The organism is Paenibacillus sp. FSL R7-0216 (assembly GCF_037969915.1).
Taxonomy (GTDB): Bacteria; Bacillota; Bacilli; order Paenibacillales; family Paenibacillaceae; genus Fontibacillus; species Fontibacillus rhizolycopersici.
This window is the reverse complement of record NZ_CP150222.1, coordinates 4,472,501-4,487,760: the sequence shown is the minus strand read 5'-3', so window position 1 is coordinate 4,487,760 and position 15,260 is coordinate 4,472,501. Positions and strand designations below refer to the sequence as shown.

Sequence of the window (15,260 nt, the reverse complement as noted above, 5' to 3'; positions counted from 1 at the left end):
AACAAAGCCATAGCAAAGGAAAGTACTTCATGCCAGTAAATCCAACTGTCACCATCCAAATCGTAACCTATAACAGCGCCAATGATATTGAAGAATGTCTGAACGCCGTTCTGCAGCTGTCTTATCCGATCAAGGAGATCATCATTATCGACAATGCATCTACAGACGGGACGGTGGATCGGATACGAGCGTACGTTGAGCAATCCAATGCGAACAACGTATGGGTTGTTCCCAATCCTACGAACACTGGCTTTGCCCCTGCTCACAATCAGGGGATCCGCATGACGCAAAGCGACTATGTGTTGGTGCTGAATCCGGACGTGCAGCTGGGGGCCGAATATGTCGAGCGTCTTGTGGAGGTCATGGAGCAACGTTCAGAGGTGGGCAGTGCCACGGGGCTACTCGTCTTAAAGTCGTCACCAGATATCGTAGACAGTACCGGTTTGTCGATGAGCGGGATCTGGCGTGCGGTTGACCGAGGGGCAGGAGAATCGGCCAGTCAATGGAGAGAATCCGGCGAAGTGTTTGGCGTTTCCGGGGCTGCGGCCATGTACAGACGCGTGATGATCGATGAATTATCGATCGCGGGTGAGTTTTTTGATGAGGACTTTTTCGCCTATAAAGAGGATGTGGATGTGGCCTGGCGGGCTAGTTTACTTGGCTGGAAAGCTTATTATTGTGCGGAGGCCTTGGCCATTCATGCGAGAGGCTGGAAGAAGGGCGGTCGCCATTCGCAGCCTTTAGTTATTCGCCGGTATTCCTACATCAACCGATATAAGATGCTCTATAAGAATCTTTTGGGATATCATTGGATCAAATCTCTGCCAAAGGTGCTTGCTTACGAGCTGGCGAGTAACGGATACATGCTTTTGAGAGAACCCAAAGTACTTGGAGCTTGGTGGGACTTCTTTCATAAACTGCCGGAGTTAAGGGAGAAGCGACAGGAGATTCGAAGAAAGGTGAAATAGTAATAATTGCTGCAAACGTCCGCATTATATGCCGATTTTTCCCTATCATCCTCCCCTATGCCATGATGTGCTATAATGTCGATAGACTACTATATTTGTAGATTCGGAGCGCATAAATCATGGATTTAAGTATATTGATCGTAAATTATAATACGCGTCAGCTGACGTTGGACTGTCTGCGGTCGGTATACGATTCCGAGACGGTTTATTCGTATGAGGTGATTGTCGTTGACAATGCGTCGAAAGATGAATCGGTAGCGGCCATCAAAGAGCAGTTCCCACAAGTTAACCTGATCGCGAATCCAAATAACACGGGATTTGCCAAAGCGAATAACCAAGGGATGGCTATTGCCCAGGGACGTTATGTGTTGCTGCTCAACTCGGATACCATCGTGCAGCCCGACACCGTTCAGACCATGGTTTCTTACATGGATGAACACCCGGACCTCGGGGCAGCGGGATGCAAAGTGATCCTGCCTGACGGCTCGTTGGATAAAGCATGCAGAAGGGGATTCCCGACCCCATCGGCGTCCTTTTACTACGCCTTCGGATTCTCGAAGCTCTTTCCGGACCGGCCGCGGTTTAACCAGTATCAGCTAGGGTACAAGGATCCGAACGAGACTTACCCTGTCGATTGCTTGGTCGGCGCCTTTATGCTGGTGAGACAAGAGACGATCCGACAGGTGGGCGGTCTGGACGAAACCTTCTTTATGTATGGGGAAGATATCGATTGGTGTTACCGCATCAAGCAAGCGGGTTGGGGCATTCATTATCATCCGGCCACATACATTGTTCACTATAAGGGAGCTAGCAGCCGGCGCAAGCCATTCAAGATCATTTATGAATTTCACCGCGCAATGTGGGTTTTTCACCGGAAACATTATATTAGCCATTATTCCTGGATCACGAACGCAGCCGTATACAGCGGTATTTCGTTGAAATTTCTTTTATCCCTAGCTAAAAATAAACTGCTCCCTCAGGGTATGAGAACCCCATTGAGAGCAGGCCAGCCGGAGTCGGCGGAAGTTAAAATGGAGGTGAGATCATGATCCGAAAGAACCAACGGTTCTTGACCCAACTGTATATTCTGACGGATTTTGTGTCCATCCAAATTTCCTTCCTGCTAGCTTGGTGGATTAAATTTGAAAGCGGCTTGATCGCTTACGAGCAGCCGTTGCCTGTGGAGATTTACGCTTTTTGGAGCGTAGTTTACGGTGCAATTGCAGTAATCGTCGGTGTCATAATTTCCCTGTACGAGCCCAAACGAAAAAAACGCTTTGCCGATGAAGTCTGGAAGATCATCCAGGTGCATGTTGCGAGCTTATTCCTATTGTTTGGCCTGATGTTCTTCTTTAAACAAGTGGATATATCCCGTCTCTACTTGGCGATATACATGATGTTCAATCTACTTTTGATTATGTTCTACCGATATTTCCTGAAAAACAGCCTGAAGCAGCTTCGGAAGAAGGGCTACAACAAGCAGTTTGTTCTGATTCTCGGAGCCGGATCCTTAGGCCAGCGTTTTCACAACAATCTCAAACAGTACCCTGAATTGGGCTATGATATCGTTGGGTTTCTAGATGATCATAAAGTTTGGGATGGGATCGAGGCAACACGTTATAAACCGATCCTTGGGAGGATCGATCAACTGGAGAGTGTGTTGCAGGACAAGTTGATTGATGAGGTCGTGCTGGCGCTTCCTTTGGAGGCGCATCACCGTTATGCCCGGATTATTTCCATCTGTGAAAAAGTAGGGGTACGAACGCTTATCATCCCGGATTTCTTCGATTATCTGCCGGCCCGCCCGTATTTTGATAATTTTGCCGGTATGCCGATGATTAACGTGAGGGATATTCCGCTGGACTTGACCGGGAATCGGGTGGCTAAGCGGATTTTCGATATCATGTTCTCCCTGCTGGCGATCCTCATTACCTCTCCGGTGATGCTATTTGTGGCCGTTGGCGTCAAGTTGACCTCGAAGGGCCCGGTCATCTTTAAGCAGGAGCGAGTAGGGTTAAACCGACGGACATTCCAAATGTACAAGTTCCGTTCCATGCGGGTACTGCCCGAGGGGGCCCCGGATACGGGGTGGACGACGGAAAACGACCCTCGGCGTACCAAGTTCGGGGCCTTTATCCGCAAGACGAGCCTTGACGAGCTGCCGCAGTTCTTCAATGTGCTGGCCGGGCATATGAGCGTGGTGGGTCCACGCCCGGAGCGGCCTTATTATGTGGATCAGTTTAAGGAAGAAGTGCCGAAATACATGGTGAAGCACCATGTCCGGCCGGGCATTACCGGTTGGGCGCAGACCCATGGGCTTCGTGGAGATACGTCAATTGAGGAACGGATTAAATACGATATTTTCTATATTGAGAACTGGTCGATCTTATTGGACATTAAAATTGTGCTAAGAACGGTCGTAAATGGTTTCATCAATAAAAATGCATACTGACGGGATGATAGCCCCCGGCAGCAAAAAAACGGTCCTCCACATAGAGAGACCGTTTTTTTATCTTCCTTCACCCCGCTATTCCACGATCCACACCAACCCGCGCCTTCCGCCAACGATTTCGGATTCTTCGGAAACCGATGCCCAACCCGACGCTGATGCAGGCGCAGAGGATAAACGATATTAAGGTCTGGATGTAAACGCCAAGGATTCCGAGAACATTCAGCGCTAGAAGGTTCGTATATCGCAAAATAAAAGCGTGGACCAGATAGGCGCCGAAGGAGTATTTCCCGATAACGGTTAGCACGAATCCCATCTTCGTTGGCTTGGAGGTCAAGCGCTGGATTGTATAGAACAGCACTGGAAGCATCGCGAGAGTGGCTACTATCATGAGAGGCTTGAGTGGTCCTGTCACATATGAGCTGGTCAAGTAGTCCCCGGCTGCTGCGCCTTGGTTGATCCCCCAGATTTTCGTCCCAATGTAAATAAGAAAGAGGACGGTAATCGCAAGGCTGACGCCCCAGAGCGACTGCATCGCCTTTTTCCAGCGTTCATAATATAAGCCGGCGAATCCGCCGAGTACGAAATAAAACGTCCAGAACAGAAAGTTTCGGTCCAGGTAGCGATAGAGGGTTTGCAGAATCGGCTGATCCGATTGAAAGTACCCTTTTGACAGCGCATAAACCAGAATCAGATTGGCGACCAGAAACCCGATGGTTACCGACAGATTGACAGAAGCCGGTCGCTTGCCGGCCAGAAGCAGGCGGAAGACAGGAAACAGCAGATAAAACGGGATAATCATGACCATAAACCACAAGTGATACGAGGCTTTACCCGTAAAAGCCAGCTCCAGTACATGAAGGAGGTCTCCCCAATCGCCGATGATGGCGCCTCCACTGCGAACGCTCACCCACGCATAGTAGAAGAGCGTCCAGAACAGATAAGGTAGGACGACCTGCTGTCCTCTTTTTTTCAAGAAACGTCCATATTGAAAAGATCGGTCGTAATTGTAAAACAACACCACGCCGGTGATAAACACAAAAAGCGGTACGGCAAACCGAATCAACCCCAAGAAGGTCGTCCCCAAGCTGACGGATAACGACAACAAACCGGGTTGAGCGAACAATCCACCGATGGCATGCTGCAACACGACTGCCAAGAAGGCCACGCCGCGAAGCGCTTCGATCTCTTCGAGTTTTGCTTTTCTCTCCATTTTGTCCTCCAGGGTGTTTTGCATAGAATGACCATAAAGAAAATAGGTGCATTCGTCAACCGTATTCCCTGAATCTACCGGCGACTCGATAAATCTACGAGATATGCTATAATGACTTTTGACAATAAACGACATTTATCGTTGGAACTCCGATAGAATAGGATTATTTTCTTATGAAAAACAAACTTCTCTACAACCTCCTGCTCCTCATGGGCATCGCGCTGCTGGCGCTGAGCTGGTTACCGGAGTCGCCGAAAACGGAAGAGCAGGGCTTTAAGGCCCATCGGATGGTGGCCCACGCCATGGGCGGGATCGAGGGAATGACGTATACGAATAGTTACGATGCCTTCCTCGCCAACTATGAAAAAGGCCTTCGCGTTTTCGAAGTTGATCTGCTGCTTAGTAGCGATGGCAGATTGGTGGCGCGACATGAGTGGGGCCAGAGCTTTACGCGACAGCTCGGCCAGCAGGATCAACTGGCGACGGAGCGACAGGGGGCGGTCCTTTCCCAGGCCGAGTTTAAAGCGGCGAAAATCCAGGGCACCTACGAGCCGCTAGATTGGATCGATGTCTTGGATCTGATGGAACAGTATCCGGATGCGTATATCGTCACGGACACGAAGCAGTCTACTCCGGAAGAAATCCAGCGGATCTTTACGCAGATCGTCGATGAGGCGTTGGCGAGGAATCCGACGTTATTGGATCGCGTGGTGCCGCAAATTTACAACCGGGCGATGTGGGAACCGGTCGAGCGAATCTACCCGTTTGATTCGGTTATCTTTACGTTATACCAGACGCATGAGACCGATGAGGATGTGGTGGCCTTTGCCCAGGAGAAAGAGCTCGCCGCCATCACGATGTCCGACACCCGGGCAAACGCGGGCTTGATCAAGGAGTTAAGCCGGGTTGGCGTTCCCTCCTACATCCATACGATCAATGATCCAGAAACCCTCGCCAAGTTTAAAAAGATGGGCGCCTACGGGTTTTACACCGACTTTTTGACGGAAGCGGATTTGGCAGAAAATACGGGATTGTTCTCTTTATTGAAGAGATACGTTTTTGTCCGATAAAAACGTATCTTTTTTTGTGTTCGCATCCGACGCGAACATTGACAGGGTACCCCGGGTAACATAGACTAGAAACAGAGAAAACTGAACTGGAAATTTAGTCGTCTTTATGACTTTATATCGGATGGACAAGGAAGAGCGGGGCGAAGCAGCAAGCCCCGTTTTTCGCGGTCCATCTGCCGAAATTGCCGTTGGAGGAATGGAAGTTGAAGCAGATGATACCTGCCTGGCGGCATGTGTTTAAGCTGGATCCGGACCGTGACCTGGATGACTCGACGCTGGAGGCGGTTTGCTTGTCCGGGACGGATGCGATCATGATCGGCGGATCGAGCGGAGTGACCTATGAGAATACGGTTGAGTTGTTATCCCGGGTACGCCGTTTTGAGGTGCCTTGCGTGCTTGAGATCTCCGATCTAGAGGCGGTCGTGTCGGGGTTTGACCTATATATGATTCCGATCGTGCTGAACGCGGGTCACCCGGACTGGATCCTCGGTCAGCATGCTCGGGCAATCGAGCAATACGGGTACCTGATCCCTTGGGAACTGCTGGTGCCGGAAGGATATCTGGTGCTGAATCCGGAGGCGACCGTAGCCAAAGTGACGGCGGCGCAAGGCCCGTTGGAGGCGGCAACGGCACGGGCATATGCCCAGGTGGCCGACCGCTTGCTGCAACTGCCGATCGTCTACATGGAGTACAGCGGTCAGGTCGGGGATTTTGAGCTGATCTCGGACGTGCGGCGAACGTTGGATCAAGCGCGTTTGTTTTATGGCGGCGGGATTGCGGATGCCGAAACCGCACGCCGGGCGGCTGCCGTGAGCGATACGGTGGTCGTTGGCAACGTGGTATACAGCGATCTGGATCGGGCGCTGGAGACAGTGGCGGCGGTGAAGGAAGCAGTCAAGCACTAGAAGCGATGAAGGGGTGGCGGAACAAACACCACCGCCATCTTCGCGGAGAGGTTTTGGTTATAACGGACACCAGGGACGTTATCTCTCGGAACAACGAGCCCCCAAGCAGCTACCGGACTGAGAAGACCTTATTTGTCCGAATACGGACCCTCCCGACTCGGTTGGGGTGAAATAGCGTCATCTGAGTCCGTTACATCGGGAAAACCTCGGGAAATGAGTGAATAACGGCTCTGGAGTCCGTTAGTCGTTTTGGCAAGGACGAAGAGATGTTTTTTAATAAGGAAGGAGCAAGTTTGATGCAACCTGTGAACATACAAGAGGCGGTAAGCCGCCTGAATCCGCAGCAAAGACAAGCCGTAGAGGCGACCGAAGGGCCACTCCTGATCATGGCCGGCGCAGGCAGCGGCAAGACGCGCGTGCTGACGCACCGCATCGCCTACCTGATCGCGACCCGCAAAGCGCCGCCGTGGGGAATCCTGGCGATCACCTTTACGAACAAGGCCGCACGCGAAATGCAGGACCGGGTATCCCGGCTGGTGGGCGGTTCGGAGGGACGGGATATTTGGGTATCCACGTTCCACTCGATGTGCGTGCGGATTCTGCGGCGGGATATCGAGCGGATCGGGTTCACCTCCAACTTCTCCATCCTGGATTCAACAGATCAGCTGTCCGTGATTCGGAACTGCATGAAGGAACAGAACATCGATACGAAGAAATTCGAGCCGAAAGCGGTTCAAGCGGCAATTAGCGCGGCGAAGAATGAACTGATCACCCCACAGCAATACGAGCAGAAGATCGGTGATTATTTCGAAGGCATCGTGGCCCAAATTTACGCCATGTACCAGAAGAAGCTGCGCCAAAACAACTCCTTAGACTTCGACGACCTCATCATGAAGACGATCGAGCTGTTTAAGGGATCGCCGGACGTGTTGGATTTTTATCAAAAGAAATTTCAATACATTCATGTCGACGAATACCAGGATACGAACCGCGCGCAGTACATGCTGTGCCGGATGCTGGCGGATAAGCACCACCGCATCTGCGTTGTTGGGGACAGCGACCAGTCGATCTATCGCTGGCGCGGGGCGGACATCAGCAATATCCTGAACTTCGAGAAGGATTATCCCGAGGCGAAAACGATTCTGCTGGAGCAGAATTACCGTTCAACCTCAACGATTCTGGATGCAGCCAACGGAGTGATTGGGTTGAACACCGGGCGCAAACCGAAGAAGCTGTGGACCGACAAAGGCGATGGGGACAAGATCAAGGTGTACCGCGCGGATTCAGAGCATGACGAAGGGTATTTTGTCACGACGGAAATTCATAACAGTGTCAAAGGCGGACGCAACTACCGCGATCACGCAATTCTGTACCGGACCAATGCGCAGTCGCGGGTGATCGAGGAAATCCTGATCAAGTCGGATATCCCGTACCAGATCGTCGGCGGCATCAAGTTCTATGATCGCAAAGAGATCAAGGACCTGCTCGCTTACCTGCGCCTATTATCCAATCCCGATGATGATATCAGCTTGACGCGGGTCATTAATGTTCCAAAGCGGGGCATCGGCGACACGACTGTGGGTAAGCTGGCGGATGCTGCCGCACAGCGGGGAACGTCAATTTACCGTGTGTTAGAGTTCGTGGATGATCTGGGATTTGCCGGGCGGACCCGGAACGCGTTGGTTGAGTTTTTTGACATGATCAGCGGGCTGCACAAAATGGTAGAGTTCCTCTCCGTCACGGAACTGACCGAGAAGCTGTTGGAGATGACCCAATACCGGCTGGAGCTGCAGAACGAGAACACGCTGGAATCCCGCTCGCGGTTGGAGAATATCGACGAGTTCCTGTCCGTCACGATGGAATTCGAGAACAATAATGAAGATAAGTCGCTGGTCTCCTTCCTGACGGATCTGGCACTGATCGCGGATATCGATAGCATGAACGACAACGGCGATGCCGAGAAGCCAAACGACGATGCGGTCGTGCTGATGACGATGCACAGTGCCAAGGGCCTGGAATTCCCGGTCGTGTTTATCATCGGCATGGAGGAAGGGGTCTTCCCGCATAGCCGGGCGTTCCTCGACAACGAGGAACTGGAGGAAGAGCGCCGCCTGGCGTACGTGGGCATCACCCGCGCCGAGGAGAAGCTGTTCCTCTCGTGCGCGCAGATGCGCACGTTGTTCGGCCGCACGACGGCGAATCCGCCGTCCCGGTTCCTCGAGGAGATCCCCGAGGAACTGAAGGAGGACGGCGGCCGCGTGCCGCGCGACCGTTACGGCCGAGGCGCCGGCGCGGGCGGCGCCTACAGCGGCCGCGGCTTCAGCGGCGCCGGCGGCGGCAACTTCGGCCGCCCGGCCACGGACGCGGCCGGCGGCCCGGGGCACGGTCCGCGGCTGCGCCTAGCGGACCGGCCGGGCGCGGCACCGCCGCTCCGATGCGGAGCGGCGTGACCGTGACCGGCGGCGCGGCCTCCGCCGCCGCCAAGACGGCCCCCGGCGATTTCAGCGCCGGGGACAAAGTTGCCCACGCCAAGTGGGGCGTGGGCACGGTCGTTGCCATCAAAGGCTCCGGCAACGACACGGAGCTGCAGATCGCTTTTCCGGCCCCGGTGGGCGTCAAGCGACTGCTGGCTGGTTTCGCCCCGATCACGAAGGTGACCGACGGCGAATAACCGGGTATAATTGCGCCAAACCGGGGAAGGTTGGAGGATAGCTGGGCTGAATTGGGCTACGTCGGCTGTAAATAGGGGTAATTTATGTCCTTATTTTCACCGAATCGGGTTCCCATCGGCCAAATAAGACCGTATTATGGTCTTATTTGGCCGATATGGCACTCATCAGCTTAGTTTGGCTCGGATAACGCCATTTTTTACCCTTATTCCTCGCTAACGAGAGCATTCCCATCAAATAGTGGTATAAAGTACCCTTACTGTCGTGGGTGGTGGTGCACGCCGGGTCTACGCCTTGCGATTCGCGCACTTCCCTGAGTAACGCCGCACTTGCCCCAAACGATCCACCACACGGAGCGAACCCTGCCGGGTTCCTCCGTTGTCATACATAAACATACTTACCCCAAGGAGGGTTGTCCCTGCATGGATGCGATGCAACAAATGGAGCAGCTCGTCGAGCAGTTGAACCGGTACAACTATCATTATTACACTTTGGATGAGCCCCTCATCAGCGACAAGGAATACGACCGGTTGTATGATGAGTTGACCGTGCTCGAGGCGCAGACGGGAATTACCCTCCCGGATTCGCCGACAGGACGCGTGGGCGGCGAGCTGCTGGAGGGTTTCAAGCCGCACCGCCATCTGGCCCCGCTGTGGAGCCTCGACAAAGCTCAAAATCAGGAGCAGCTCCTCAATTGGAACAACCGGGCGCTTAAGCTGATCGCGGACTATAACGGCAAGAACCCAAACACCCCCTGCCAGATCCTACTTATGTGGTCGAGCTAAAATTCGACGGGTTAACGCTGAACCTGACCTATACCGATGGCCAGCTTGTTCAGGCTTCTACCCGCGGTAACGGCGTTGTGGGCGAGGGGATTCTGCCTCAGGTGAAGACGATCAAATCCGTGCCCCTGACCATTCCTTACCGGGATGGGACAATTGAAGTCCAAGGCGAGGGTATCATGAATTTGTCGGTACTGGCCAAATACAACGAGACGGCGGCCGAGCCGCTCAAGAATGCCCGCAACGCTGCCGCCGGTGCCCTGCGCAACCTGAACCCACGTACGACGGCGGAGCGGAAGCTTAGCGCTTTTTTCTACAATGTCGGATACTCGGACAACTTGAAATTTCAGGATCATCGGGAAATGATGGCCTTCCTTAAGGACAATCGTTTCAAGGTGAATCCTTATGTAACGTATCACGACGGCTTTGACAAAGTGATCGAGACCCTGGATGAAATCGTGGAACAACGGCCTACCCTCGATTACTTGATCGACGGAGCCGTCATCAAAATCACCGATATGCGTACGCGTGAAGTGCTCGGTTATACCGATAAATTCCCGCGCTGGGCGGTCGCTTTTAAATTTGAAGCCGAAGAGACGACGACGATCCTTGAATCCGTCACCTGGAACGTTGGGCGAACCGGCAAGATCACGCCTCTGGCCAAGGTCGAGGCAGTCGAGTTGGCCGGTGTCACCGTGCAAAACTGTACGCTGAACAATATCGGCGACATTGAACGTAAGAACCTGAAGTTTGCCTTGGGCACCCGGGTGTTCATCCGCCGTTCCAACGACGTCATTCCGGAAATCCTCGGGAAGGTGCCGGACGAACCCGATGGCGAGGAGATCGCGTATCCTGAGGTTTGCCCGGCCTGCGGCACGTCGCTGGAACAGCGCGGCGCCCATCTGTTCTGTAACAATCGGCTGGGATGCAAGCCGCAAATCGTCGCCCGGATCACGCATTTCGCTTCCCGGGACGCCATGGACATCGAAACGTTCAGCGAAAAAACCGCCGAGCAGCTCCACGATGAGTTAAACCTCCGCGACGGCCGAATTGTATACGTTGACGTTCGAGGATCTGATCAAGCTGGAGCGCTTTGGCGAGAAGAAGGCGAACAATCTGCTCCAGGCAATCGCGGAGAGCAAGGGACGGGATCTCGCTTCTTTCCTGTTTGCGCTGGGTATTCCGAACACCGGCAAATCGACGACCAAGGTGCTGGCCGATCATTTCGGCAGCCTGGACGCCGTGTCGGCCGCAACCGTTGAAGAGTTGACTTCTTTGCCGGACATTGGCGGGATCGTTGCGGACAGTATTGTCACTTTCTTCGCCGATCCGTTCTATCAAGCAGGTATCCGCAAAATGTTGGAGTTGGGAGTTTCGCCGAAAGCTCCGGACAAACCGGCCGCACCGGTGACCGATTCCTTCTTCTCCGGAAAGACGGTCGTGCTAACCGGCACCCTACAACAGTTGAGCCGCGACGAAGCGACGGAACGGCTTGAGGCGCTGGGCGCCAAGGTGACCGGCAGCGTATCGAAGAAGACCGATCTCGTCATCGCGCGGGGAGAAGGCCGGCAGCAAACTAGCCAAAGCGCAGGAGCTTGGCATTCCGGTCATTGAAGACGAGAACGAATTGATCCGGCTGTTGAACGAGAACGAAAATAGCTAAAACCGATAAATCTACTTATATCCCCGAAGCGTAAAGCGGATGTCCGCCAGCGCGTTCGGGGATTTTTTTGCGGCCCAAACGCCGGAAAAGTGACGAGGATCATGGCAAGGAGGCGGGATTTTCTCCATCATAGGTCGATGGACCGGAAGGTCCTCATATTTGCATGTTTTCAATTTGACCATGAAAAGGATGGAGAACACATGAATCACGACGCGTTACAGTGGAAGCCTTCGCGCTTTAATGCGCAGAGCGAAACGGATGACGGCGGCCTGATGCTGTATAACAGCTACACCGGGGCGATCGCCGCATGCTCGCCGGCCGAGCGGAATCAGGTCTTGGAGTGGCTGTCCCCAGCCGCGCCTGTCCCCGAACCCGCACCTCCGCTGTACGAATCGATGATCGAACACGGATTCCTTGTCCCTAGCGATACGGACGAAATGCGGCGCGCTTTGTCTCTGCATCAATCAATGCATGCCCAAGATGCGATGCATTTGGTTTTGTTGGTGACGGAGGCCTGCAATTTCCGCTGTACCTACTGTTACGAATCTTTCCCTAGAGCCACGATGCGCGAAGAGGTGCTTCGCGGTCTAGAGGCTTATATGGCTGAGCGGGCCCGTACCCTGAAGCAGCTTACGATCAGCTGGCATGGCGGCGAGCCGCTGTTGGTCCCGCATGTCATCGAACGATTATCCCGTTCGTTCATGGCCGCCTGCGAGGCGAGCGGCGCCGTATACGGTGCAGAAATGTCGACCAACGGTTATTATTTGACGCGGGACCGTTTCGAGCAGATGCTGGATTTGCACGTCGAGCGGTTTATGGTGACGCTGGACGGGGAAGGCGAAACCCACAATACCCGTCGCGGTCTGAACGGAGGCGGGGAAACCTATCAGACGATCGTAAATAACTTGCTGTCCCTGAAGCAGGTGGATCGGCCGTTTGAAATTAATTTGCGCGTGAACTTTGACAATAGCAATTTGGAGGACGTGTCCCGGTTCATTCCGGTGCTTCGCGATTTGTTTGGCGATGATCCGCGGTTTAAGATATATTTCCGTCCCGTCGGTTGTATGGGCGGCGAGAATGATCTAAACCTGCCGGTATGCGATGAGCGGACCAAAGACCACAGCATCTGGGCATTTAACGAGCAGGCGATCGCTGAAGGGCTGACGGTCAGTTCCTTTATCTCGGACATTTTGCTGCCTACCGGTGCAGTTTGTTATGCGGCCAAGCCGAATTCCTTGATCGTCGGATCGGACGGGATGCTGTATAAATGCTCGGTAGCGCTGGAGCAAGACAATAACCGTTTGGGCCGGATTCATGAGGATGGAACGATGGATCTGGATTATGACAAGCTGGCGTTATGGACGACTTCCGGCGAAGAGACGGACGAGAAGTGCCAGGCTTGCTTCTTCCGGCCTGCCTGCCAAGGGAATCATTGCCCGCTGTACCGGATGCGGACGGGGAATCGCCCTTGTTCCTATGAGAAGCGCCAGATCAAAAAGACCCTGCGTACCATTTGGCTGCAAGAACAACGGGAAGCGGAGGCTTCGGAAGCCTTATCTTGACGGTTTGGCTGCGTTCTTGTCTCTGTACACCCATCCCGACAAGGAGGTGATAGGCATGAAGGTCATTCGTTCCGCGGCTCAGCCCGCACACGTCAAAACCGGCCGGGTATCTAAATCCGTTCCGGGCAACTTAAGCTAACTCTGCGTCACTTTAAGAAGAACCGATTCCCGCGGACGGGTTGATACCGCGGTGAATCGGTTTTTTTTACCAAAATATGAAACTATCTCTCCTCCTCGGACGTTCTATTCATAGAGTCATCATTAAAAAATATTCATTTGGAGGTCGTAATGAGGAGGAACTGGTTACATAAGGGGATGTTGGTCATACTGGCCTGTATGGTGTTTGCGGGTTGTGCTAACCGCCCTGCACAGGAGAAGGTGCAAACGTCTAGCTTAAAGATTATGTATTGGGACGAAAGGTATTTCTTTCAGGAGTATGGTGATTTGTTTGCCATCGGTCATCCGAACGTGAATATCGAAGTGGTTAGCACAAACAGCATTTACAACAACTCGAATGGCGAGCAGATCGACTATGAGAAAGCCTTCTCCGAGTTCGTTGAGAAGGAGCAGCCGGACGTCATCTTATTGGACTCGTCCAATTACGATAAATTCGTGACCGATGGAAAGCTGATGGAACTGGATACGTTGATCGAGCGGGATAAGTACGATACCGAGACCATTTATCCGGCGTTGATCGAGATGCTAAAGGATAAAGGAGGCGGCAAGCTCTACGGCCTGTCCCCGAACTTTAATGGGAGCGCCATCTTTTACAATGCGGATTTGTTTGCGAAATACGGCATTGAAGTACCGCATGATGGGATGACTTGGCAGGAGCTTCTTGACCTGGCGCGGCGGTTCCCAACGGAAGGCGATAAGGATACACGCGTTTATGGCTTTGGAGCGCAATACGGTATGTCGATGGAGAATCTTGCCTCCTCGATCGCATCGGCCCAAGGGTTGCAGTTCTTGAATCCGGACACGATGAAGGTGACAATTAACACGGATTCATGGAAGCAAACTTATAAGCTGGCGATGGACGCGGTGGATTCCAAGGCCGTATATATCCCTGAAGGCAACGGTTTTCAAGGCGGGACAATGGAAGAATACTATAAGAGTCAGATCTTTGTGATGGGCCGGATGGCGATGGCTGTAGAGAGCCTCTATATGCTGCAAGACCTGAAGCAAGCTCAGGATTCACTCAAAGATTATAAACCTTTTCAAATTGGTGTTGCAGCGGGGCCGGTGGATCCCGCTGATCCGCAGTCCTCCCGAAACATCAACTTTAACGAGATTTTCGCGATACGGGCAAACTCGCCGAATGCGGATGCGGCATGGGAATTTATCAAGTTCATAAATGGCGAGGAATTCGCCCGAGTCAAATCGAGAACGATGAATAATGGTTTGCTGTCCCGTATGGGGGTTGTTAAGGAGTATAACGGAGTTAACCTAGAGCCGTTCTATAAACTGAAGCCGAAACTCAACAACGATAATCGTAGTTATGAGAAAGTCCCTAATGATTTTTATATGCAGTATCAACCGGTTCTTGAACGGGAGTTGAAGCTTGCCCAAGAGAAGAAGAAGTCGATTGATGAAGCGCTGCAAACCGTTCAGGACGAAGCCCAGGTTCTTTTGGACAAGGCGGTGAAGGACGAAGCGGCCAAGAAGAGTTCTGGCGAAGCGGCTGATACTGGAACTAGCGGTGAATCCTCCGATGCCGGAACCGGCGGTGTCATCGTTATCGAATCCGGGAAATCGGGCGAATAAATAACAGACGGTTTCGTCTAATTCATAGGAGGGCGAGTCCTTGCGCAAGCAGGGAACTCACCCTCTTTTTTACGGAGCACTGAAAATTTCGTCAGATTGCCATCATTGACCTCGATTGTTTAGGTGTTGGCGGGAACGTTATATCGTATAATCTTCAAAGAATACGGGGTGGGGGAACGATATGCCGAAAACAAAGTGGTTATTAAATACGTTGG

9 protein-coding genes and 2 pseudogenes (1 of these 11 cut by a window edge) are annotated in these 15,260 nt (G+C 52.8%); 10 read left to right on the top strand and 1 reads right to left on the bottom strand.

The window, feature by feature from the left end:
- Positions 1-29: 29 nt before the first annotated feature.
- The 3 genes from MKZ15_RS20750 to MKZ15_RS20740 all read left to right on the top strand — a co-directional run bounded on the left by MKZ15_RS20750 (position 30) and on the right by MKZ15_RS20740 (position 3,420).
- Positions 30-968 carry a glycosyltransferase family 2 protein gene (locus tag MKZ15_RS20750; RefSeq protein WP_339817764.1) on the top strand — a complete coding sequence of 313 codons (939 nt, stop codon included), beginning with the start codon at positions 30-32 and terminating at the stop codon, positions 966-968.
- A 119-nt stretch (positions 969-1,087) separates the two neighbouring features.
- Positions 1,088-2,017, top strand: a complete 930-nt coding sequence (locus MKZ15_RS20745) for a glycosyltransferase family 2 protein (RefSeq protein ID WP_339817762.1) — start codon at positions 1,088-1,090, stop codon at positions 2,015-2,017.
- Entirely contained in the window at positions 2,014-3,420 is a 1,407-nt protein-coding gene (locus tag MKZ15_RS20740) for an undecaprenyl-phosphate glucose phosphotransferase (protein WP_339817760.1), read from the top strand. Before MKZ15_RS20745 ends, MKZ15_RS20740 begins: the two co-directional genes overlap by 4 nt.
- A gap of 67 nt (positions 3,421-3,487) precedes the next feature.
- Here MKZ15_RS20740 and MKZ15_RS20735 read toward each other — a convergent pair whose 3' ends face one another.
- Positions 3,488-4,630 carry an acyltransferase gene (locus MKZ15_RS20735; RefSeq protein ID WP_339817757.1) on the bottom strand — a complete coding sequence of 381 codons (1,143 nt, stop codon included), beginning with the start codon at positions 4,628-4,630 and terminating at the stop codon, positions 3,488-3,490.
- Between the two features lie 173 nt (positions 4,631-4,803).
- On the opposite strand from MKZ15_RS20735, the gene MKZ15_RS20730 reads away from it, so the two are divergent.
- From MKZ15_RS20730 to MKZ15_RS20700, 7 genes and pseudogenes are all read left to right on the top strand, one after another.
- Positions 4,804-5,700, top strand: coding sequence for a phosphatidylinositol-specific phospholipase C/glycerophosphodiester phosphodiesterase family protein (locus MKZ15_RS20730; protein ID WP_339817755.1), 897 nt, complete (start codon positions 4,804-4,806; stop codon positions 5,698-5,700).
- A 203-nt stretch (positions 5,701-5,903) separates the two neighbouring features.
- Positions 5,904-6,605 carry a heptaprenylglyceryl phosphate synthase gene (locus MKZ15_RS20725; protein ID WP_339817754.1) on the top strand — a complete coding sequence of 234 codons (702 nt, stop codon included), beginning with the start codon at positions 5,904-5,906 and terminating at the stop codon, positions 6,603-6,605.
- Between the two features lie 296 nt (positions 6,606-6,901).
- Positions 6,902-9,276: pseudogene (pcrA, locus tag MKZ15_RS20720) on the top strand (DNA helicase PcrA).
- A gap of 420 nt (positions 9,277-9,696) precedes the next feature.
- Positions 9,697-11,719: pseudogene (gene ligA, locus MKZ15_RS20715) on the top strand (NAD-dependent DNA ligase LigA).
- Positions 11,720-11,919: 200 nt separating this feature from the next.
- Complete coding sequence (locus MKZ15_RS20710) at positions 11,920-13,281, top strand: radical SAM protein (RefSeq protein WP_339817752.1); 1,362 nt, start codon at positions 11,920-11,922, stop codon at positions 13,279-13,281.
- A 288-nt stretch (positions 13,282-13,569) separates the two neighbouring features.
- Positions 13,570-15,045, top strand: a complete 1,476-nt coding sequence (locus MKZ15_RS20705; RefSeq protein ID WP_213622129.1) for an extracellular solute-binding protein — start codon at positions 13,570-13,572, stop codon at positions 15,043-15,045.
- A 181-nt stretch (positions 15,046-15,226) separates the two neighbouring features.
- Positions 15,227-15,260: the 5' portion of an MFS transporter gene (locus MKZ15_RS20700; protein ID WP_339817747.1), read on the top strand. It continues 653 nt past the right edge of the window; only the first 34 of its 687 coding nucleotides appear in the window; it begins with the start codon at positions 15,227-15,229; its stop codon lies off the right edge, out of view.